The 20,596-nt window shown below is 64.3% G+C and carries 20 protein-coding genes; 13 read left to right on the forward strand and 7 right to left on the reverse strand.

Translation table 11 applies throughout. The features are described 5' to 3' along the window. Positions 1 to 231 precede the first annotated feature (231 nt). Positions 232 to 693, reverse strand: a complete 462-nt coding sequence (locus tag ACOGXE_RS10230) for a hypothetical protein (RefSeq protein ID WP_419930811.1) — start codon at positions 691 to 693, stop codon at positions 232 to 234. Between the two features lie 707 nt (positions 694 to 1,400). Between ACOGXE_RS10230 and ACOGXE_RS10235 the strand changes: the two genes are divergently transcribed. Beyond that, the gene (locus ACOGXE_RS10235; RefSeq protein WP_419930812.1) at positions 1,401 to 1,733 is read left to right on the forward strand and encodes a leucine zipper domain-containing protein; all 333 of its coding nucleotides are present in this window, start codon (positions 1,401 to 1,403) and stop codon (positions 1,731 to 1,733) included. A 416-nt stretch (positions 1,734 to 2,149) separates the two neighbouring features. On the opposite strand, the gene ACOGXE_RS10240 is transcribed toward ACOGXE_RS10235, so the two are convergent. Together ACOGXE_RS10240 and ACOGXE_RS10245 are read right to left on the reverse strand one after the other, a co-directional pair. After that, the gene (locus tag ACOGXE_RS10240; RefSeq protein WP_419930813.1) at positions 2,150 to 2,836 is read right to left on the reverse strand and encodes a hypothetical protein; all 687 of its coding nucleotides are present in this window, start codon (positions 2,834 to 2,836) and stop codon (positions 2,150 to 2,152) included. Continuing rightward, positions 2,833 to 4,266 carry a hypothetical protein gene (locus ACOGXE_RS10245; RefSeq protein WP_419930814.1) on the reverse strand — a complete coding sequence of 478 codons (1,434 nt, stop codon included), beginning with the start codon at positions 4,264 to 4,266 and terminating at the stop codon, positions 2,833 to 2,835. Before ACOGXE_RS10245 ends, ACOGXE_RS10240 begins: the two co-directional genes overlap by 4 nt. A 756-nt stretch (positions 4,267 to 5,022) precedes the next feature. On the opposite strand from ACOGXE_RS10245, the gene ACOGXE_RS10250 reads away from it, so the two are divergent. Together ACOGXE_RS10250 and ACOGXE_RS10255 are read left to right on the forward strand one after the other, a co-directional pair. After that, positions 5,023 to 5,259 carry an integrase core domain-containing protein gene (locus tag ACOGXE_RS10250; protein WP_419933510.1) on the forward strand — a complete coding sequence of 79 codons (237 nt, stop codon included), beginning with the start codon at positions 5,023 to 5,025 and terminating at the stop codon, positions 5,257 to 5,259. A gap of 260 nt (positions 5,260 to 5,519) precedes the next feature. Then, a complete protein-coding gene (locus ACOGXE_RS10255) occupies positions 5,520 to 7,910 on the forward strand; it encodes a hypothetical protein (RefSeq protein ID WP_419930815.1) in 2,391 nt (796 codons plus the stop codon). 600 nt (positions 7,911 to 8,510) lie between these two features. Here the strand turns inward: ACOGXE_RS10255 and ACOGXE_RS10260 are convergent. Then, positions 8,511 to 9,494, reverse strand: a complete 984-nt coding sequence (locus ACOGXE_RS10260; protein ID WP_419930816.1) for a DUF6602 domain-containing protein — start codon at positions 9,492 to 9,494, stop codon at positions 8,511 to 8,513. Positions 9,495 to 10,546: 1,052 nt separating this feature from the next. Here ACOGXE_RS10260 and ACOGXE_RS10265 point away from each other — a divergent pair. Beyond that, the gene (locus ACOGXE_RS10265; protein WP_419930817.1) at positions 10,547 to 10,906 is read left to right on the forward strand and encodes a hypothetical protein; all 360 of its coding nucleotides are present in this window, start codon (positions 10,547 to 10,549) and stop codon (positions 10,904 to 10,906) included. Positions 10,907 to 11,004: 98 nt separating this feature from the next. Here the strand turns inward: ACOGXE_RS10265 and pyrF are convergent, their stop codons facing one another. The 3 genes from pyrF to ACOGXE_RS10280 all read right to left on the reverse strand — a co-directional run bounded on the left by pyrF (position 11,005) and on the right by ACOGXE_RS10280 (position 13,202). Continuing rightward, positions 11,005 to 11,970, reverse strand: coding sequence for an orotidine-5'-phosphate decarboxylase (gene pyrF / locus ACOGXE_RS10270; RefSeq protein ID WP_419930818.1), 966 nt, complete (start codon positions 11,968 to 11,970; stop codon positions 11,005 to 11,007). A 189-nt stretch (positions 11,971 to 12,159) separates the two neighbouring features. After that, the gene (locus ACOGXE_RS10275; RefSeq protein ID WP_419930819.1) at positions 12,160 to 12,747 is read right to left on the reverse strand and encodes a mobile mystery protein B; all 588 of its coding nucleotides are present in this window, start codon (positions 12,745 to 12,747) and stop codon (positions 12,160 to 12,162) included. Beyond that, complete coding sequence (locus ACOGXE_RS10280) at positions 12,744 to 13,202, reverse strand: mobile mystery protein A (RefSeq protein WP_419930820.1); 459 nt, start codon at positions 13,200 to 13,202, stop codon at positions 12,744 to 12,746. Before ACOGXE_RS10280 ends, ACOGXE_RS10275 begins: the two co-directional genes overlap by 4 nt. A 188-nt stretch (positions 13,203 to 13,390) precedes the next feature. On the opposite strand from ACOGXE_RS10280, the gene ACOGXE_RS10285 reads away from it, so the two are divergent. From ACOGXE_RS10285 to ACOGXE_RS10325, 9 genes are all read left to right on the forward strand, one after another. Continuing rightward, entirely contained in the window at positions 13,391 to 13,612 is a 222-nt protein-coding gene (locus tag ACOGXE_RS10285) for a hypothetical protein (protein WP_419930821.1), read from the forward strand. 49 nt (positions 13,613 to 13,661) lie between these two features. After that, positions 13,662 to 13,913 carry a hypothetical protein gene (locus ACOGXE_RS10290; protein ID WP_419930822.1) on the forward strand — a complete coding sequence of 84 codons (252 nt, stop codon included), beginning with the start codon at positions 13,662 to 13,664 and terminating at the stop codon, positions 13,911 to 13,913. A gap of 30 nt (positions 13,914 to 13,943) precedes the next feature. Continuing rightward, entirely contained in the window at positions 13,944 to 14,480 is a 537-nt protein-coding gene (locus tag ACOGXE_RS10295; RefSeq protein ID WP_419930823.1) for a GNAT family N-acetyltransferase, read from the forward strand. A gap of 141 nt (positions 14,481 to 14,621) precedes the next feature. Beyond that, on the forward strand, positions 14,622 to 15,194 hold the full coding sequence (locus ACOGXE_RS10300) for a hypothetical protein (protein WP_419930824.1): 573 nt from the start codon (positions 14,622 to 14,624) through the stop codon (positions 15,192 to 15,194). Then, complete coding sequence (locus ACOGXE_RS10305) at positions 15,127 to 15,522, forward strand: GNAT family N-acetyltransferase (RefSeq protein WP_419930825.1); 396 nt, start codon at positions 15,127 to 15,129, stop codon at positions 15,520 to 15,522. Before ACOGXE_RS10300 ends, ACOGXE_RS10305 begins: the two co-directional genes overlap by 68 nt. Positions 15,523 to 15,704: 182 nt before the next feature. Next, positions 15,705 to 17,168 (forward strand): ABC transporter substrate-binding protein, encoded by a 1,464-nt coding sequence (locus tag ACOGXE_RS10310; protein ID WP_419930826.1) that lies wholly within the window; start codon positions 15,705 to 15,707, stop codon positions 17,166 to 17,168. A gap of 33 nt (positions 17,169 to 17,201) precedes the next feature. Continuing rightward, positions 17,202 to 18,083 carry a branched-chain amino acid ABC transporter permease gene (locus ACOGXE_RS10315; protein WP_419930827.1) on the forward strand — a complete coding sequence of 294 codons (882 nt, stop codon included), beginning with the start codon at positions 17,202 to 17,204 and terminating at the stop codon, positions 18,081 to 18,083. Beyond that, positions 18,080 to 19,888: an ABC transporter permease subunit gene (locus ACOGXE_RS10320; RefSeq protein ID WP_419930828.1), complete on the forward strand. Its 1,809-nt coding sequence runs from the start codon at positions 18,080 to 18,082 to the stop codon at positions 19,886 to 19,888. The genes ACOGXE_RS10315 and ACOGXE_RS10320 overlap by 4 nt, the downstream gene beginning before the upstream one ends. Next, positions 19,872 to 20,585: an ABC transporter ATP-binding protein gene (locus tag ACOGXE_RS10325; RefSeq protein ID WP_419930829.1), complete on the forward strand. Its 714-nt coding sequence runs from the start codon at positions 19,872 to 19,874 to the stop codon at positions 20,583 to 20,585. Before ACOGXE_RS10320 ends, ACOGXE_RS10325 begins: the two co-directional genes overlap by 17 nt. Positions 20,586 to 20,596: the final 11 nt, after the last annotated feature.

Genomic DNA, 20,596 nt, shown 5'->3' on the forward strand with positions numbered 1-20,596 from the left:
CAGATGCCGAAGTTGGTCACGCCGGGCGGTGCTCTTGGATCGTGCACGACGACGGAGGCGTCGCGATAACTCGTATTCGCTCGTTTGGCGACTCGCACGTATGTCGGGACGTCTCGGCTGCTGCTGCGTGGACGAAGGGCTCTCGCCGCGGGTGTGTCCTGCGCAGTCCCAGAGTGCCCCAATTCGGATTGTGCACTATTGCGGGGGTTGATGATGCTGGTAGCTGGCCGGCTACGCAGATTCTCCTAGGCCATCGTCTGGGATGGCGGGGGGTTCCTGGATACGCGCCGGGTTTCGCCAGATCACGAGGCCAAGAAACGGTGCAGCGGCAACGGATAGGAGTATCCATCCCCCTACGGGGCGGTCGGTGAGAATCAAGACGGCTCCGAACACCAAGACCAAGAGACCGACGAACTGTCCCCATCGCTGTCCTCTGTCGGCGCGCCGGTCGGCGCCCCTGACCAACACCATGTCCATTTCGTCCTGTCGCTGCCCTCGCTCGATGATGTCGCTGACCACTGCCGCAGCCAGGTCGAGAGAGGTCTTTGCGAGCCCCGTGATGGCATCGACCATCGACGGAAACACGACTTGAACCTGTTGGATCAGTTGATTGATAGCGATTGATGGGGCTGCCTGCTCGGCGGGAGCTTCTGGAACTATGTCTCCGTTGACCGGTTCTTCGCCTTCAGCCATCTTTGGATTGCGTATGGCCTGAGATGACTCCGCTTGCTTGCGTCGCGTAGTCAAGCCAGTCGTGTGTCATGACGACCAGCACCCTTGATCCTCGTCGTGTGAACGTTTTGCGCGGCACGAACTTTCCTCGCATGTCGAACGCCTGGGCTACCCCGTCCCAAAAGGCTGGCAGCGGGTACCGCACGCTTGACCGAGACACCGCCCGGCTAGGCGTCTTGCTCATCCGACTCGTTCTTGGGTGGTCATGTGCTGTCCTCCTGTGGGGTGCGAAAGGGTAGTCCCCATGACATCACGTTGTCCAATTGTCACTCGTGATACCAGAGCGCCAAGGTTCAGGTCCACCATTGGACGACGGCGGTTGCGACCAAAATGATGATGCCTGCGCGCAGCCACCGGTCCTGAGAGAACTCTCTGCGCACCGTCTACCGGCCGTGAGCTGCTGCCTCGCATTGCGTAGCCGCCCACGACTGCTCACCTTGATCCGAGACAGGTCTTGAGCTGGGGACGTAGAGAGTGGCTGAGTCGAGGCCCGGTTGACCTGGAATTCCGAACAACGTCCACACTGTGCAGTATGCAGCCGGCGCGGCAGTGGTCGGCGGCGGCGACCAAGTGTCGTGGACATAGAGGGTGGAAGCAGAGTGATGGGTTGAGCCTCCTCTGCGAGCGTGGTGTCTGAGAGGACAACCACGATCACTCCAGGAGGCTCGATGTCTCACGCTAGTGCTCGCTTGACGCCCGCTGGGCGCCTGCTGTTGGTCAGCCGGATCGAGGCGGGAACGACTCAGGCTGAGGTGGCCCGCCAGATGGGCCTGTCCCGGGGCACGGTGGCGAAGTGGTGGCATCGCTATCAGGCCGAGGGCGAGGCGGGGCTGATCGACCGTTCCAGCCGGCCGCATCGGTCCCCCAAGCGCACCGATCCCAACGTGGAGGAGCGGATCTTTCGGCTGCGGCGCTCGACCAAGCGGAGCCTTGTATTCTTGGCAGCTCGCACCGGGTGCCTGCTACGACAGTGTGGCGGGTGCTGCAGCGTCATGGGCTGAACAGGCTGGCGTGGATGGATCGCCCGACGGATCGAGTGATTCGCCGCAGCGCGCGTACCCACACCGCAGCCCCGACATGGTTATGGCACCTCGCCCGCGTTCACCGCAGGCACTCCACCTCCCAAGCGTTGCGGCACGGTTACCGCTAAGCGCTCGACAGCGTCGTGTGGGGCGCCAAGTCTCGCTTCGAATCGGTCGGAGAGACAGCACGCAGCTTCGATCCAGCGGACCACCGCTGACCCGACTAGCAATGGATCACCAGTCCGGACTCCAACCTCACCGCGATCGGACCCATTACGCCGGCTCGTGTCCTGGCGACGCAGCGACCGCAGAACCGATGTGAAACTGCTGCCCTCACCTGGGGATCTTGGAGACGGTCTCCTTGATCCAGTCCGCCTGCTCGGCTGTCGAAGACGTCACCGCTGCTCCTCCGTCGCATCGCTGCGTCGTCTCAGTATCGGCCCGAGCTTTTCGACCTCAAGTTCTCTCATCTTGTCGGCGAGCGAGTTCAGCTGGGTGACGGTCATCCACTTCTTGTTTGCCTGCTTGCCGACCCAGTACCCAGGTTCGGGCATGCCGTCGAAGTACACCATGCCGTCTTCGAATCTGGTGTGGGCTGCCAGATTGCGAGTCTCGTATGCGCGGTCGAATTCAGCCAGGACCTCGCTCGCCTCAGGGCACGACTCTTCCAGCTGGCGCAGCGCCTCGCGGCGGAACTGCGAGGTGTGGTCGTCGCAGAACTTGTCCACGTACTCGACCACACGATCGTCAGTCATTCCGCTGTCGGCGATGTGGCAGAGAATGGCCATTCGTCGTCGCAGCAGCTGGTACTCGCAGATGACGTTGCCTACAGCGCACTTCCACCTCGCGTCGAACTCCGCTTGCACGGCGTCCGTTCGGGCCAGCGCCTCTGAGATCGAGAGCCCTACCTCGAACGGCGTGCCCGCTCGGGATGTCGTGTAGTCGGCCACTGCCTCGAGCACGGCGCGCTTCTGTGGGGAGTCCGGCAGCAGCCGGATCGCTGCGACCTCCGGGCCGTCGGCACTAATCGGAGGCTCGTATCCGAGCGTCCGCAATGCGTTTGCAAGTGGATCGTCGATCATGAAGCCGCCCCCTGGAGGATCTTCCGCCACATGTCGAAGGAGTTTGGGAGGTACATAGAGGGATCTTCGGATTCCAATGTGAACTGCCGGATCTTCTTTGCTGCCGCTGCCTCCTGCCACAGACGCAGGTGCCTGTCCACATCCTTCCCGCAGTAGTACTTGATGCGCTCGTCGACTGGATCGCTGTCGCTCTCAGGCCATCGGGGGTGAGCCATGTAGAGCCGGATGGGGACGCTGATGACATACGGGATGCCCTGTTGGCGACACCGTTCGATCTCTTCGGCGTCGATACCGGTGTGGATGGATGACACAGCATCGGCTGGTTGCGATGGAGCTCTGTCGATCTCTGGTTTCCAGACGGCCTCCAACTCTCGGTCAATCTCCGCTTGCTCCGTAATGGTCCAACTCATGGAGTCCGACTTGATGGCCGGTGTCCTCGAGGCGGGCCGCGGCGGATCTCGCCAGATCGACTTGTGTTCCTTAGAGGCTTCCCAATCGGCCGGTATGCCGTTGGCTACGAAGTCCTTCAGACAGGCCCGCAAGATGTTCTCTGCGTCGGCCAGCAGCTTGATCGATTCTGCATCTGGCCAGAGCCCGACAGGGTCGGTCGTGTTGCCGTGGATGATGTTGCGGCGAGTCTCGTAGAGCTCCTTCAGTACCCGTCTGGCGCTGTCGCGCTCTTGCACGGTGTCTGCGTAGTACCAAGACCCCCGACGGCTGATCGCTTGTCTGAGGTCGGCCTCCCATTCGTTGCCTGTGAACAGCGCTTCCAAGGCGATGCAGATGTCAATGATCTTGTCCTCGAAGGCGATCCTTCCCGCACCATCTCGCAGGCGTCGCATCGCCAGGTTCACGACGTTGCGGGGCTGGTCGTCCAATTCGGCGTGGGCCTCCACGAGTTCCCCAAGTTCCCTCGTGGCGAGCGGTCGCTTCTTGACATAGGGCTGACCTATCCGAAGCGGCAGCAGCGTTGCCATCTGAAAGGATCCGCCGATCGGTCCGATCGTCCAAAACGGCAGTGCCGCTGAGGTCACGAGCGGAACTAGGTCCCAGTGTCCGAACACGGTGTACCCGTCTCCCCAGACCACCCCGAGAAGCATCGCCAGTGCCTCGGCGTGACCCTCCCGAAGGAGCTCGCTGGCGTACTGCGTGACTTCCTCGCTGCCCGGACGCTCGAACCCTCTCGCCCTGAGCGCACAGATACCGTCTGCGTGCTTCGGCGGCCAAGTCTCGCCAGGACTCGGCGATTCCAGCAAGGACTCCCGGATCTGCACGGCTTCGCGGTACGAGATCATCGTGCAGTAATCGTCCAGCGCAATCGCTTGGTTTATCGAGGGCCCCCTCAACAGATAGATGGTCTCGACCTCAAGCAGGTCGGTTTGCGCGAACCGCGTGGCGCTGTGCGCCGCAGCCTCCGGACCGTGCAGCATCGCGGCCAGGATCAGCTTCCGCGCTGCTGTGGGAGTGTCGAGCCGGTCTCGTGGTCCGAAGCGGACTGGCCGGTTCGATCTGACACACCCTGGAGGCGGCACCGCCCCCTGTCCCGTGCCCCAATGCTCATCAATCCATGTTTGGACTTCCTGATAGAGCGCTGGGTCGCACGTCCAGTCGCCCCCTCGGACCATCTTCTGACCCAGAAAAGGGACTCTGTACGAATCAGGCAGCGAGCTCGCAGCTTCCTGTGTGATGGCGATTCGCCCATGTGGACCGGTCCAGACGACACGAGCTCGCGCCGCTGCGCTGCAGAAGGCCCTGAATGACACTCACGTCGTTCTCTTACGCACAGACATGCTTCCGCACGGTTCTCCCGGTCACAGGCGTCTTCTCGTCTCGCAAGGCCGGCGGCTGCCCCGCACCTCTACGCGTCCCAAAAGGGCCGTAGCCGGCAGTGCGCAGACGGTCAGGGTAACGCTGCAGAGTCGGCGCTGGATCGAGCAACATCGCCGGCGTTACATCGCCGCCGCACGAAGTCGGTCCCGGGTTGTCGAAGGAATTCTGACAGTGGATTGTCGCATGAGGCGACCAGATCTGACCTGGTGTCCCACTCATTGGCGGCGAGTCCGGAAACAGCGGACTTGGGCTCCGGGCTCGTTCTGGGCGCACGACACGGCGGCCGACGAGTTGCTCACCGATAACGGCCCCAACCCTTCTCCGACGCGATCGCTTAGCTGTTCGCCGAAGGCCGAATCAAGCACCTCCGCACCCAGCCCTACCGGTCCCCGACCAACGGCAATGCAGAGCGCTTCAACCGCACCCTGGCTGACGGGTTTCCTTGTTCCCGCAAGTTCCATTCAGAAGCCGACCGCAGGGTCCGCCTGGCCCGCTGTGTGCACGACTACGACTGCCACCGGCACCACACCGCCGTCGGCGGACCGCCCGCTTCACGCGCTCACTACCTCACGCGAACGGACATACGTGTTTGAATCGGGCTGGCAGCGTCGGCGGGATCCAGTTCCTTGTCAACCAGGCCCGCCTGCGAGGAGCAACAGCAGCGCCGACGCCACACCGACAGTTCCCGGAGTGTCCCGACATCTGACCGCACTCCGGCGAGCCCCATGCCGTTGCCGAGCAGCGACGGGCACAAACTGTCGCCCACGAGATGGAGATCACCGGCGGGTCAGCTGGGATCTCTGCGACAGGATGGCTTGATCGCCAGGAACGACACAGCAAAGAGGAGCGAGAGATGAATTGGTACGCGACGAGCCTCGACTGCGAAGTCGTCGACTTGAACGAAGTGGTGGTGTTCATATGCCCAGACGGGCTCACCGAGATCCGAGTCCGCGACGTGCCGACATGCGGCCGTGCAGCGATCTTCTTCCGCGACCGACTCGTGCTCACAACTGACCTGCAAGAGGCTGCTCTCGACGACGTGGTCTTCTATCTCGTCGCGGACACGGACTTTGCCCCAAGAGTCGACATCCGGGGTCCGATCCTGAACGTCAACTGCACCACTCACCAAGCCAATCGCCGCGACTACCACACCTCCATCCAGCTTGACTCCGATGCTGCACTGTGTTTCGGGGCAGGCTCCTGGCATCTGAGCGGGCCGACGGGCCCTGTCTTGCCGGCCGTTCGACTGCGCTGTGAGGACTCGCAGGCTGAGACGACCATTCGCGGTGACGCCGTGACAGTCGAGGCGCTCGACACTGACGGCGACCATGTCTACGGCCTGCCCTTCGAAACTGGGGCCGAGATAACGCTGCGAAGCGGACGCGCCGCGTTTGAAGGTGATCTGCGCGACGTGAGAATTAGCGATGAGGGCAGCAGCTCCGATTCCCGGCCGCCTGAGCGCTCCGACGAGGCGCCGAAGAACTCACTGCACGTCACTGGCAACCTGACCGGATGCGCTATCGATATCGCCGGAGATGTCACCGTCAAAGGCGACGTCGATACCCAATCTGAGCAGAAGGTCCGTTGCAGAGACCTGAACGTCGAAGGCGCCATCGAGTCGCACGCCAAGGTGCGCTGCCGGTCGTTGGATGTGCACGGCGAGCTGCTGGGCACCGCGGGGTTGCACGCCTACGGCAGCGCGCGGTGTCGTCAACGGGCCGAGGTGAGCGAGATCGAAGTCGACGACAGTGCCCGCTTCGACGGCGCCCTGGAGTGCTCGTCCGCCACGTTTGTCGGACATGTAGTCCTGCGTGGGTCTCTCAAGAAGACGCTCGCAGTGAAATGGCGCCCTACGAGACCCCGCGCTGTCTTCGAAGTCCGCCCGTCGTCTCAAGTCAGTGACAACGGCGATCTCGTGCTCGGCCAGTTGCTGCTCCCGAACGAGGGCCGCGTGATCCAAGAGCCCCGGCTCAGGATTCCCACCGGAACGCGAATCGGCTCGCTGCGAATGGAGATACCGCATCTCGACGTTGCCGTTGTTGGCACAGGCGGCAAGCCCTCCTCCGGTGCGGACCCAGGCGGATTCGCGAGAGTTGCTCTCGTAGCGCTAAGTCGCTTCGTCTCGATCGAGCTCCATGAGGGAGACCTCAGCGTGACGGTCGACGTCGAGAAGAGGAAGTCCGTTTCGATCAGTGCTGCCGTCCGTCACGACGCGACGCTCTCGCTCGAGGACATCTCAACAGCCGTCTCCGAGCTGCAGCTGAGTTGCGACGGCACCGCAAGGCTCCGAGACTCGAACCCAGACGCACAGCTGAACGATGTCAAGCTGGCCGGCTCCGGACTGCTCGACACAGCGGTCGACATATCCGGCCTGACGTCAGAGGTCGCCCGAAGCAGCGAGACCGCCGGATCGGACGACCCGGACAGCACCTGCCCACGGCTCATGCTCGCCGGTGGCACGGTCGTCCGCAACGCCCAGGGCATTTGTTCGCTGAGGGGGCTGCAGGGCAGGATCTACGGAGCCGACGACGGCGAGCTGTCGATCGTCGACATCGAAGCGGCAGCCGATGCCGACGAAGCCGCCGACGGACACCTCCTCAACGTGAACCTCAACAACCTGCCGGCGCGCCAGGTCGAATTGCTGCGTCCGCTGCGAGTGCTCGAAATCTCAGCTACGTCGCTTCAACGCTTCGCGACCGAACGAACATGGCTGCTCTACCAATGGTCAAGGATCCCTTGGACCGGCGACCGTGAATCGCCTCTGACTCGGGACGACGTCCGCGAACGCGCCGAGAAGCTCGCAGCCATCTTCGCCGCAGTCGGCAAACGGGTCAACTCCGGACGGTCTCGAAGCTGGCTTCTATGGTCTGTCATGAGGCTCCAGCACCGAGGACTCGGGAAGCTCGCACCCGAACGAGCGCTGCGAGCCCTCTACCGAATGGTGGGATACGGATACCGGCCGCTCGTTGCAGCGGCGAGCTGGTTCGCCGTCGCCGGGCTGCTGCTGCTCGTCCGCCACTACAGCTGGTTCGACATCAGGATCGGCTTCCTCCCCAGGACATCCGACGTAGGCGCGTACATCGAGTTGCTGTTCGCCCCAGTCACCTACTTTCGGCCAGGAAGCAGGAACTCGATCATCTTCGATCCCGCCTGGCTCAGCCACATCGCCCGAGTCATGCTCGGAGTCCCGTTCCTGTTCACCGTCCTCGGACTGCGCCAATACCTCAAATCGCCAGTGCGGTGAGCTCGAGTCGGCCACGCGGGTGGGCGAGCAGGAGCAGACCACTGCGGCGTTCTCGCGGACGAACAGCAAAGAACGAGAGGGCTACTCGATTCTGCTGGCGCTTCGCGCATGGCAGTGCCCCAGAAACGACGAGTCCCCAGGGTTCGTGGTCATAGAGGCTGAAAGCAAGGTGAAGGGCTCAGCCTCCTGTGCGAGCGTGGCGTTTGTGGTATCCGCCAGACCAGCGAGGTGATCCACGTCGCCACCGTCAACCAGGTCGGTCGCCGCCACATCGGAAGCCGCCGCCATTGTCAACGCTGCCCCGACCACGGCAAGACCTAACGAGAAGCCATCCGAGCCCTTATGCGACGCAGATTAGATCGCATCTGGGCCCACCTCGACACCGGGCCGTTGACATAGGAGTCCATTTAGGCTCCTGCTTCGTGGGGCCTACGGCTCGCCGATGACGACATTGAGCGAGTCCTCGGAGTGCTCGAAGCTGGCATTCGAGACTTCGAAAGCGAACCCGCGTTCAACTGAGCGAGCTGCTGAGCGGCACGGCAGACCTAGTCGTGACGTCCACCCGGGTTGTTGACGGGTCGGGCGGGTGTGCCGTGTTGTTCAGACAGGCGGATTTTGCCGAAGGCGTTTGAGCCGATCGAGCGCGTCGACATCGCCGTGCTGCTGTGCTTCCTGCTCCATGTCCTCCCAGTGCACGCCAAATACGTCGCGCACGGCGTGGAGGCGGTCCAACTGTGTCTTGCGCTCGATCCACAGCATTTCCTCTAGCCAGTTTTGGCTGAGGTCTCGGTTCTTGAGCCGAATGTCCGACAGCAGTATGTTCAGCCCCAGGTGCATGCTGCTCAGGACGTACTCGCCCACTTCAAAGCGGCGAAAGCCATCGTATGAATCGCCGAGCGTGGCTCGGCCTACGTTGCTGCCCCCTGTTTCGCTCTTGTTGTAGCGCGTTATCAACCATCCGCCTTCTAGGCAGGCAATCAAGTCGGGCAGCAGCGCTGGGCCGTTGTCTGCGTTGTGCGTTCGTTCTTCGAGACCTTGGATGACCCTTTCGGGTGGAAGGCTACGAAGTGCGACAATGACGCCGAGATACGGATTCTGCGGTTTGTCGGGGGTGTCGATCGTGATGCCCCCGGAGCCTGTGAGCCTCATGGCGCTGTTGGGCAGAACATCCTCAGGTGTGGACGGAGCGCGCGGGAGGCGCTTGACGGATGCAATGTTCTCGAGGGCAACTTCCAGCCCCCGACCGTCAAGCTGCGTTTTGACTTCCGCTACGCCGTAGACGGCCTCACAGGGTACGAGGATGCTGCCATCGCCTACCCGGAATACCGGGGAGAAGAGCTCATCGTGAATGATGACATCGATCTGCCTGCTCCGCTCGTGGCCTTCTGCGAACACTTCTCCATGACCTATGGCATACGAACCAGGAAGGAAACAGCGAAAGAAGGCCTTGATCGCTTCCTCCCTGGCAGCGCCCTTGATTCCCGAATGGGCGCTTATCCCAGACTTGCGGAGTTCGGCGAGTGTGGCATCGGCATGTGCGCGCAGCGCCTCGATGAGGGTTTCAGGTCCGTTGGCCGCGCTCACTGAACCCACTTTCGATCGCCGCCAATGTCGATCTGTCTGGCGACCTCGCGGGAGCGTTCCGTAGGCCGCCTCGACTGGCAGTCAACGCTCGCTCGATCGTCATCTGGGCGATTATCGGCAGCTCCGCGTCATCCCAGCCTGATGTCACAACCGCCGAAAGAGTCACGTTGCGTCATTCGTCGAAACGGCGACGCTCTCCATGCCCCGAGCGTACCCACGCTGCCTTGCTGCCTTGCTGCCTTGCTGCCTTGCTGCCTTGCTGCCTTGCTGCCTTGCTGCCTTGCCTAGCTGTGCTGCTTCGCACTGTCGTGATCGCCGCGGCTTGCCCCGCAAGTTGTCACGACCTGCAAGTCGCTGTGTTCGCGCTGCGATGGCAACTTCCCGTGCTCACGAGCGACAACGGCGATCTCCGACGGCTGCCCGCTGAGATCGAGTTCTAGTCGGTCCGGCGGCGCACAGGAGTGCACGCCCAGCTCGATGGCTGAGGCTTCAGACTCAGTGTGACCAGAGTGAAGGCCTGAGCGGACTTGCGCACACTCGTGCAGACGGGACTGTGATGGTCCCTCTCGGCCGTTCTTGACTACCTAGCTGTCGTGGACATATCGGTTGGGCAGCAGGGTGATGTGTTGGGCCTCCTGAGCGAGCGCGTCACGCGCGCCTCAAATTTGTGTCCCTGTAATCCCTCGCCGGAAACACTGATCCCTCGTTGAGCAGATCACACGCGGCGGTCTCATAACCCCGTCACTGCGAGAGCGCTCAAGACCCCACAAATCGGCCATTTCGAACCCCAAGTAGCCGCCTCGAAGCCCGCTTTGCGCACCTCTTGACTGGCCGCGATGCTCAGTGCGGCGTCCTGACCAGGGGTTTCGCTGTTTTGAGGCCAATGTGGAGATTCGCCGAATTTCATGTGGAGATTCACGAACGGGCCAGAACTTGCCTAGCGTGACCAGGCACTTCGCGACTGGCCAACATCCCACCACCTAGCAAGCCCCAGGAGCCCGGCTCCGGGGCTTGTCTCGTGTCAAGCAGCGCTTGCGGTCCGACTAGGCGATATGGGCAAGACGGCGAGATTCCGGCGGGCGAGGCCCCTCGACGACTCGCGGGTGCAGCACCCCACACCGGTTCAGCTTCCACGGTGGTTTGTGTGGGCGCTCATCACGGCTGGGGTCGCCTACGCAGCGTTGTTCGTGGTGGCGTTCACGGGCACCTCCATCCCGGACCCTTGCGATGACTTCCATGAGTCGCCCTACACCGTGCTCAACGTCGGCGTCGTCGTCGGGAGCATCGCTGTGTCCCTCGTCGCCGGTCATCTGTTGATGGCGAGGTGGTGGCTGGTCCTGCCGTACACCGCAGGAACGCTGCAGGCGCTCATCTGGTACTGGCTGTTCGTGATTCCGAAGGGAACCTGCTGACAGCGAGGACCAAACACTCGCCTTTGGCTTGCGGCGCGGTCAGAGATGTGTGTCGGAGCGCATCGGTTTCCGGACAGAGGCGCCGATCACCCAAGGGTTCAGCTGGCCGTTCTCGATGTGGCCTGGGCAGCCATCGCGGCGTTGAGCAGGTCGTTCATCCTGTCGAGGGCATCCCGCGCCGCGGCTGCGAATTCACTGTCCGCATCGGCCGACTGCCATGCACCGGCGATGGCGCGGCTCGAGCTGACGAGGACTCCGTCGCCGCGTTTGTTTGCCCCGGCAACGGCGTGCGCCGCCGAACCGCCTTGAGCTCCGAAGCCAGGCACCAAGAACAAGGTGTGCGGCATGAGCTGACGAAGCGCTGCCGCGATCTGCGGCCATGTGGCTCCCACCACGGCACCAACGTCGGAATAACCAGAATCCCCGATTCTGCTGACTCCCCACTCGTGCACCAGGCGGGCCACGACTGTCGACAGATGCTCTCCGCCGACCAACAACCCTTGGACATCGTCGGCACCTGGATTCGATGTGCGCGCGAGGATGAATGCCCCTTTGCCCTCATCAACTGAGCCGATCAAGGGCTCTACCGAGTCGCTCCCCAAGAACGGGCTGGCGGTGATCCAGTCGACACCGAGCCCCCGAACAAACGCGCCTTCTTCCAGGCCCGGAGCCTCGGTGAGCAGTCCTTGACGGTAATGAATGGCCGTCGAGCCGATGTCGCCCCGCTTTGCGTCGAGAATCACCGGAATGCCCAACGAGTGGGCGTGCTCGATCGTGGCTTCCAGCACCCGCCATCCCCGCCAGCCGTAGGCCTCATAGCAAGCAGACTGAGGCTTGACCGCAGCGCACGCACCCGCGACCGCGTCGAGGACACCTTGATTGAAGGCGAGGAATGCGTGGCACACCTGATCCAGCGGGTCCTCGTGCGCGCGAAGAGCATCGGCGACCAATGAAGACGGCAACAACTCAGGCCGCGGGTCGAGTCCCACACACGCGATCGACCCGGTAGTCGCCGTCGAAGCGACAAGACGGTCAGCAGCATGCACGGAGTTGGCGGCGCTCATCCCTTGGCACCGAGGCCGAGTTCGGGTCGATGATGTGTTGCGTATGCATCGAAGTTCTTGAGAGCTTGAGTGACCATGGAATGTCTCCACGCCGGTGAGGATTCGACTGCTGAACCGTCCGGCACGCGTGAACGTAGTTCCAAGGAGACGCGCCGCCACACCGCAGTTGCAGGGCCGATGTGCTGGAGTTCAGCTTCGGGCGAAGCTGAGCAGTTGCGAAATGTCTCCGCGGTCTGCGGTGCGCAGAGCGGTCAGGTAGGTGCGCCGGAGCACGTCGATTCCCAAGTCCAAGCGGGCGCCCCAGCTGAATGGCGGCTGCCTGAGCGTTTGAGCTAGGTAGTCGGCGCTGATTCGGCTGTGCCGGCCGTTGCCGTCGCGGAATGGGTGGATGGTGACCAAGCGGTGGTGGAAGCGCACGGCGAGTTCGTCAGGTTCGAAATACTCGCACTTGATCCATTCTGTGGCGTCATCTGTGAGCATTCGCAGGTCTGCGGCGATTTGCGTTGGGGCGACGCCGATGTTGGTAACGCGCTGGCGGTAGGTGCCGGCCCATTCCCACACCTCGCCGAACATCGCCTTGTGCAGGCCGCGCAAGTACATGTCGTCGAGGAGCCGGTCGACGGTGGGTGCCCGGCGTCTGAGTGCTTTGGTGATGTTGCGCTGTTCAGCGTCGTTGAGGTCGTCGCGGGTCGCGATGTGACTGAGCAGCAATCCTTGGCGGTCCTCCTCGGACAGCGGGGTATGCCCGTCGTCTTGTGGAAAGCGCCAGTCGCTCATCGGTCTTGAACGTCGTTCCACAGTCTGCGTCGTTCCGCGAGTTCGGTCGCGAGTTCTTCGATTTGTTCGGCGAGGTCCGCGTCGGTGGGCTGTTGGTTTTCCAGCCGGGAATGCTGCGTGACGCGACCGAGTAGATCGGTTGCTCGTCGGCGTGCCTGGTCGGCGACCATGTCGTCGAGGCTGGTGCGAGGCACGAGTGCATAGACGAGGTCGCAGTCGAGTGCATCGGCGGCGCGCATCAGCGTGTCGAGCTTGATGGTCATGTCCTGCTCGCCCCGCTCGATCGCCGGCACGCGTTGCTGGCTGACTCCCATGCGGCGTGCGAGATCAGCGCTTGACATACCGAGGGCGTCGCGCAACGCCCGGATCCAGCCCTTGTTCGGCCGCGCCAGTTCGGGCACGCGTGCGAGCCGCTCATCGAGACGGTGGCGGGCGATTTCTCGTTGGCTCTTCATCGTCGTCCTCACAGGCCCGGGCTTGGAAGTGATCTTCTCACAACACATCTATAACACAAAATGAGTGAGTTAACACTAGATATATTGTTGAAATACTCTCTTCTGACAACTTATAGATTGTCGACCAAGGTGGCACCGTCGAACTCGGCAGGTGATGGTTGGGGTGTGTGACGGGTATATTTCTTGGTATGCCTGAATCGACTACCATCAAGGTCTCGGTACGGACTCGGGATGCCTTGCGTCAGCTTGCCGATCGCGAGGGGCTCACGTTTGACGCACAGATCGAGAAGCTGATCCGGCGGGAGCGCCGACGCATCATCGGGGCTCAGCTCGCGAGCGCGCCGCTCGACTCCGATGAGGAAGCTGTGCTCGATGCGTCAGCGAGCGATGTCGCCGATGCAAGCGGGTGACATCCTCCGCTGCGATTTTGGGACTCCGGCGAGGGGCGAGCCGGGGTTCGTGCGACCGGCGATCGTCATCACGTCTGACGATGTGCTCGAGTTCCGGCAGCACGCAATCGTGGTCGTCCCGTGCACGACCACCAAGCGGGGATGGCTGAGCGAAGTCGACGTCGCCGCCTTCGGTGTCGCCCAGGCGCACCTGCCGACAACGCTCAGCGTCGACCGCGTCGTCGAGGTGACGGGCACGAACATCGGCCCCGTCGCGCTGGGACAGATCCGCGAACTCATCGCCGACCTGATCGGACTCTGAGCGAACCACCCGCCGCAAACGGCTTGGGCGATGGCCAGGTGGCTCGGTACTTTGCGAGGCGTGATCGTGCGGCAGCTGCAAGCGTCGGAGGTGGACGTCTACCGGTCCATTCGGCTGCGGGCGCTGGAGTGCGACGCCGCAGCGTTCGAATCGAGTCACGAAGACGAGGCTTCGCTCGACGACGCGAGCTGGCGCAGTCGGCTTGAAACGTTCGCGGGCCGTCCTGGTGCGGTATTCGTCGCCGATGTCGATGGTCACGCCGAAGGGATGATGGGCATCGGCCAAGGCCCAATGGAGGCGCAGGCAACTGTCTGGGGCATGTGGGTAGCCCCTGGCTTCCGCCGTCGAGGGTATGGAGAGCAACTGCTTGCAGCCGGTCTCAGCTGGGCCCGAGACCTCGGGCTGGAATCCATCTCGCTCGACGTGTTTCCTGCGAACACCGCCGCGGTAGCGCTCTATCGAGCTGCCGGCTTTCGTCCGGTCAGCGCAGACGATGGGTCGACAGACCCCAGTCAGGCTCTGAACCTCCTGTTGTCGACCGATTCGCCGCAAGCGAGACACGACTGACATTCGCGCCGACACTGTCCTAGCGAGAGCAATTGCATCGCTGAGTGACCTTGGGGCCGAACTTGGCGCCTGAGGAGCGCTTGGTGGGGGATTCGCGGCGCTCAGTCGCCGTAGGTTGTGGGCGATGTCATGGCGACGGCAATGAGGATTGTCATTGGCAGGCTGGTCGCGGGCGCAGCTGTGCTGGCTTCGGTGTTCGTCCTCGCCGACCCGGCCGGAGCGCACCCGCTGGAGCACTGCACGATGGGATGGAAGTCGGTCGACGGCGTGCCCGTCGAAGGCAGTCCGGAGCAGCCGGTGCTCGTCTGCATTGAGGAGTTCCATCGTCACCGTCTGCGAGACGTCATCATCAGCACAGCCACGATCAGCGCCGTCTATCTGCTGCTGTACGCCTTGATCATCACGCCGGAGGCGGCGAGGAAAGAAAAGCAGAGCAGACCCGGCCGCTGGCGGCTCCTGTTGCGACCCCGTCAGCTTGGCAGGGCGTTGCCGCGCCGCTACTGGGTGGCGAGTTGGTGCTCGCTTCTCCCGGCGTGCCTGCTGGGTCCCGTGATCGTGCCCGAGTTTCTGGAGTGGGCCTTTCCACCCGTGAGCAATCTCACGGTCACGCTGTACGTGTTGCTGTGCGGGATCGTCACCGTGATCGGTGCACGCATATTGGCCCGCAAGACGAAACAGTCCGCTCAGTCTGCAAGCCAAGCGACGGTGGACTAGTCAGTCACCTGCGGCTCGGTACTTTGCGCGGCATGGTCGTGCCGAGGGGATGATGGGCATCGGCCAGGGCACAATTGAGACGCAGGCAGTCGTCTGGGGCATGTGGGTCGCCCCAGCCTTCCGTCGCCGTGGATATGGCGAGCAACTGCTTGCAGCCGGCCTCACTTGGGCCCGAGAGCTCGGGCTCGAGTCCATCGCGCTCGACGTGTTTCCGGCCAACACCGCCGCGGTAGCGCTCTACCAGGCTGCCGGCTTTCGTTCGCCTGTCGCGGACGATGCACCGACCGACTCGGGCGAGGCGCTGACCCTCCAGCTATCGATCTCATAGCGGGCGATATAAAAAAAGCGATATCAGTCTCTTGACTTGGGGTTCGCGGCTGCCTAGTGTCGGTCGTACATCGATCTCGGTCGGTCGAATGCAGCAGCCGGAGGCCGGCCCTGGAGGCCCAAGGAGCGGCTATGCCTGGAACCCGGCCCCACCACCGAACGCGATTCGCAACGAAGCGGCGCTTGCTGATAGCTCTGCTCGCCGTAGCCGGCCTGCTCGCGGCTGCCTGCGCCAGCGATACAGACACGGACTCGACCGCCGACGCCGAAGCCCTCCAAGAGGCACAGGACGCCGCAGCAGCCGCCGAGGCAGAAGCCGAGGAGGCCGCTGCCAAGGCGGAAGCAGCCGAGGCTGCCTTGGCCGAGGCCCAGGCCGCCGAAGGCGTCGACCCAGAGGTCGTCGCCGATCTCGAGAAAGAGCTGGCCGAGGCGCGCGAAGCCGCCGCAGCGGCCGAGGCGGAAGCCGAGCAGGCCGCCGCTGCCGCAGCGGTCGATGAGCGCAACTGCGTCGACGAGGTGGTCATCGGCACGGTGTGGCCGATGTCGGGAACCTTCAGCTTCGTCGGCAGCGCCGAGATCGCCGGTGCCACCAAAGCGGTGGAGGACATCAACGCGGCCGGCGGCATCGAGTCTCTGTGCAATGCCACGCTGCGGCTCGCCATCTACGACGCGGGCGGATCCGCCGAAGAGGCAGCCACCGCCGTCGAGCGCCTCCTCGACGACGAGCCCGACGTGTCGGCCATCGCCGGGTCATGGCTGTCGTCGTTCAGCCTGGCCGCCACCGAGGTGTCCGAGCGAGCCGGCATCCCGTTCGTCACCGAGAGCTTCGCCGACTCGGTCACCGACCGCGAGGGCTTCACCCACGTGTTCGGCTACTCGCCGCCGGCATCGGCCATCAAGGGCCTCGTCCTCGACGCGATCCAACCCGGACTCGACCAGGCGGGCATCACCATGGAAACCGTGGCAGTGGTGGGCTCCACATCGGCTGCAGCGGTGCCGCTGCAGGAGGCACTGAAGGCCGAGTTCGCCGAGCGGGGCATCGAGGTTGCCGTCACCGACACGTGGGCGCCCGGCGGGCTCGACGATCCCTCGGGCGTGGCCACGAAGATCGCCAACGCCGATGTCGACGTCATCTTCAACATCGCGTTCGCGTTCAGCGACGTCAGCGCCCTCCAGAACGAGCTGATCGCCCGCGGCGTCACCGCCCCGGTGATCCAGAACGGCGGGCAGGGTCTGCTGCCCGCATGGGCCGATCTGGGCCCGGAGGTTGCCGGGCTGTCCACCTTCGTCTACGCCAACCCGCTGGCGGGCAGCGACGCGTTCGACGAGCTGGCGGCCGCGATCGACCAGCCCTACGCCCGCCAGGACCACATCGGCGGCTATTTCGTGGTCCATCTCATCGCCGCCGTGCTGGAGCAGTCCGGCGATCCGTCGCCGGCTGCGGTCGCCAAGGCCTTCAACACCGTCAAACTGACCGAGGGCCCGGCTGTGGATCTCATGCCGGCGTCGGCCATCAGCTTCAGTGCGTCCGGTCGCATCGACCAGCACTTCGGCGTGCTCGCCCAATGGCAGGAAGTGGACGGGAGGCTGATCCCGTGCACCGTCTATCCGGAGGAGTTCGCGATCTGCGAACCTGTCTGGGAGTAACGCGAAGCTCGCGGCGCCGCCTGAGCGGCCTAGATGACTGAATTCCTGCAGTTCCTCATCCCGGGGATCCTCATCGGGGGCGTCTACGCGCTGCTGGCCTCGGGACTCGGGCTGATCTTCGGCGTGATGCGGGTGGTCAACTTCGCCCAGGCCGACTTCATGATGCTGGCCATGTACCTCTCGTGGGCGCTGTTCGCGGGCGGCATCGGCATGGACCCGTTCCTGGCCATGCCGGGCGTCTTCGCCGTGTTCCTGCTGCTGGGCATGGCGGTCCACTGGCTGTTCATCCGCTTCGTGATCGGGCGGCACGAGAACCACGACGCCCAGGTCATCCTCACGATCGGCCTCGGGCTGATCTTCCAGAACCTCATCCTCATCAGGTACTCCTCGGAGCCACGCGTCGTCGCGCCGTCCTACGCCAACGAGGGCGACTTCATCGGCGACATCTTCATCAGCCGGGCGCGCCTGTACGCCTTCCTGCTGTCGCTGCTGGTCGCAGCGCTGCTGTTCCTGTTCCTCAACCGGACCGGCACCGGCCGCGCCATCCGGGCCGCGTCGGAGAACTGGGAAGCCGCCACCTACATGGGCATCAACATCGACCGGACGAACCGCATCGCGTTCGGCGTGGGCGTAGCGCTCACCGCCGTCGGGGGATCGGCCCTGGTCACGTTCCAGAGCATCACGCCATTCGTGGGCCTGCGGTTCGTGGTGGTGATGTTCGCCGCCGTCGTGCTCGGCGGTCTCGGCAGCGTCAGCGGCGCCTTCGTGGGAGGGGTGCTCATCGGGATCATCCAGTCCGTCTCGCAGGTCTGGACCTCGGCGGCGGTGAAGAACGTCTGGGTATTCGCGCTGTTCTTGCTCATCCTGTACGTGCGGCCCAACGGCTTGTTCGGCAAGGTCCAGCGGGCCATATGACCCGGCGCCTCATCCCGTTCGTCGTGCTGGTCGCGGCAGTGGCGTTCCTCAACAGCTGGCTGGGGCAGCGGTTCCATGTGCGGGTGCTCACCCTTGCCGTCGTCTGGGCGCTGGCGGGCGTGGCCTGGAATCTCCTGGCCAAGGCCGGGCAGATCTCGCTGGGCCACAGCGCGTTCGTCGGCATCGGCGCGTACGGCTTCACCGTGCTGCTGCGCGAGGGCGGGATGTCGCCGTGGACCGGCATGGCCATCGGGATGGGTGCCGCCGCGGTGGTGGCCTTCGTCATCGGCCTGCCCACGTTCCGGCTCAAGGGCTTCTACTTCACGCTGGCGACCATCTCGTTCCCGCTCATCCTGGAACTGCTCGTCTCCCACTACGGCGAGCCCGAGCTCACCGTTCCGTTCCATCCGGAGAATCAGTGGAAGTTCATGGAGTTCGCCGACGCGCACACCTACGTGTGGGTCGGCCTGGGGATGCTCATCGTCGCGCTGCTGATCAGCGAGCTGATCGACGTGACCTCATTCGGATTCGCCCTGCGGGCCATCCGCGACAACGAGGTGCTGGCACGCGCTGTCGGCATCCGGACGGTGGCGTGGAAGTCCGCCGCCTTCATGATCTCCGCCGCGCTGTCGGCGGCCATGGCCGTGCTGTGGGTCAAGGCGGTGCTGCGGGTGACGGTTGCTGAGGAGGTCTTCGGCATCACTGTGGTGATCGTCATGCTGTCGGTGGCGTTCGTCGGCGGGGTCGGGATGACGTGGGGACCAGTCGTCGGCGCGGCGTTCCTGATCCCGCTGGCGATGTTCCTGGACGACTCGATCGGCGAGGCCGTGCCCGGCGCGCAGGAGCTGGTGTATGCCGCCGCGCTCGTGCTGGTGGCGCTGCTGATGCCGCGCGGGATCTTGCCCGCTGCCGGATGGGCCTGCCGCTGGCTCGCAGCACGGCTCGGAGCGCCGCCGGAGTCGCCGGGCCGGGCGCTGCTGCAGCGCGTGCTGGCGCCGTCGCCGCGGCCCTCGCCGCTGCTCAGCGTGCCGCGCAGATCACGGCGACCGGCGGCACTGCCCTCAGCGGGCGGGGCGCCGGTGCTCGAGGTGGAAAGCGTGGCCAAGAGCTTCGGCGCCAATCGCGTCCTGTCCGACGTGTCCTTCACGGTTGATGCCGGCCGGCGGGTGGGCATCATCGGCCCCAACGGTGCCGGCAAGACAACGCTGTTCAACATCATGACCGCCCACCTGCGTGCCGATGCCGGGCGCATCCGCTTCAAAGGCGTTCCGATCGACCGGATCCGGGCCCCGCGCCGCTACGAGCTCGGCATCTCCCGCACGTTCCAGGTGCCGCAGGGCTTCGGGCTCATGTCGCCGCTCGACAACGTGGTCGTCGCCGCGATCGGCGCGTCGGTGCAGCACCCCGTGCACGCTGCGATGGAGATGCTCGAGCGGGTCGGCCTGGCCGGCAAGGCGCTGGGCCAGCTCAGCGCGCTCACCGTTGCCGAAATCAAGAGTCTCGAGCTGGCACGGGCCATGGTGAGCGAACCGGAGCTGCTGCTGCTCGACGAGCCGCTCGCAGGCCTCAACGAGGCCGAGCGTCTTCGCTTCTTCCAGATTGTCGACGACCTCGTTGCGCCGCAGACGGCGATCGTGGTGATCGAGCACTCGGTCCGGTCGCTGGTCCGCTACGCCGAATCGGTGGTGGCGCTCGACGAGGGCCGCATCATTGCGCACGGCTCACCCGACGACGTCGTGTCCGACCCCCGCGTGGTCGAGGCCTACCTCGGCTCGAAATGGATGGAACGTGCTCGAGATCAGTGACCTGTGCGCCGGATATGACGGCATCCCAGCGCTGAGATCAGTCGATTTCCGCGTCGGGCCCCGCGAGCATGTGGCCATCCTGGGCCCCAACGGCGCCGGCAAGACCACCCTGCTGAAGGCCATCAGCGGCACCGTGGTGCCCGACTCCGGCTCGATCAGCTTCGACGGTCAGGACCTGCTTGCTCAGGCGCCGCACAAGCGGGTCGAGGCCGGCATCGTGCACGTGCCGCAGGGGCGGATGATCTTCGCCTCGATGAGCGTGGCCGACAATCTCCGGCTCGGCAGCCACCGCAGGGCTGCGCAGCATCGGCACGACGAGCGCCGCGAGCTCGTCTTCGAGATCTTCCCGGCGCTGGCTGACATGGCGGGCCGCGACGGGGGCGCGCTGTCGGGCGGCCAGCAGCAGATGCTGGCGGTTGCGCGCGGGGTGATGGCCTGCCCGCGGCTGCTCATGCTCGACGAGCCGTCCATGGGGCTCGCGCCACGCGCCGCGGACGACATCTTCGAAGGCGTCACGCGCCTGATGCAGAGCGAGACCACGGCAATGATCGTGGTAGAGCAGCGAGCCCACCAGGCGCTCGAGGTCTGCGATCGGGCGTACGTGCTGGAGTCCGGCGAGGTGTCGCTGGAGGCCACCAGCCGGGAACTGCTGGCCGACGAGCGGCTGGCGGCCGCCTATCTGGGTTCGGAGCTCTGAGATGCTCACCG

Origin of the sequence: Candidatus Poriferisodalis sp. (genome assembly GCF_965208555.1) — a bacterium.
GTDB lineage: Bacteria > Actinomycetota > Acidimicrobiia > Acidimicrobiales > Poriferisodalaceae > Poriferisodalis.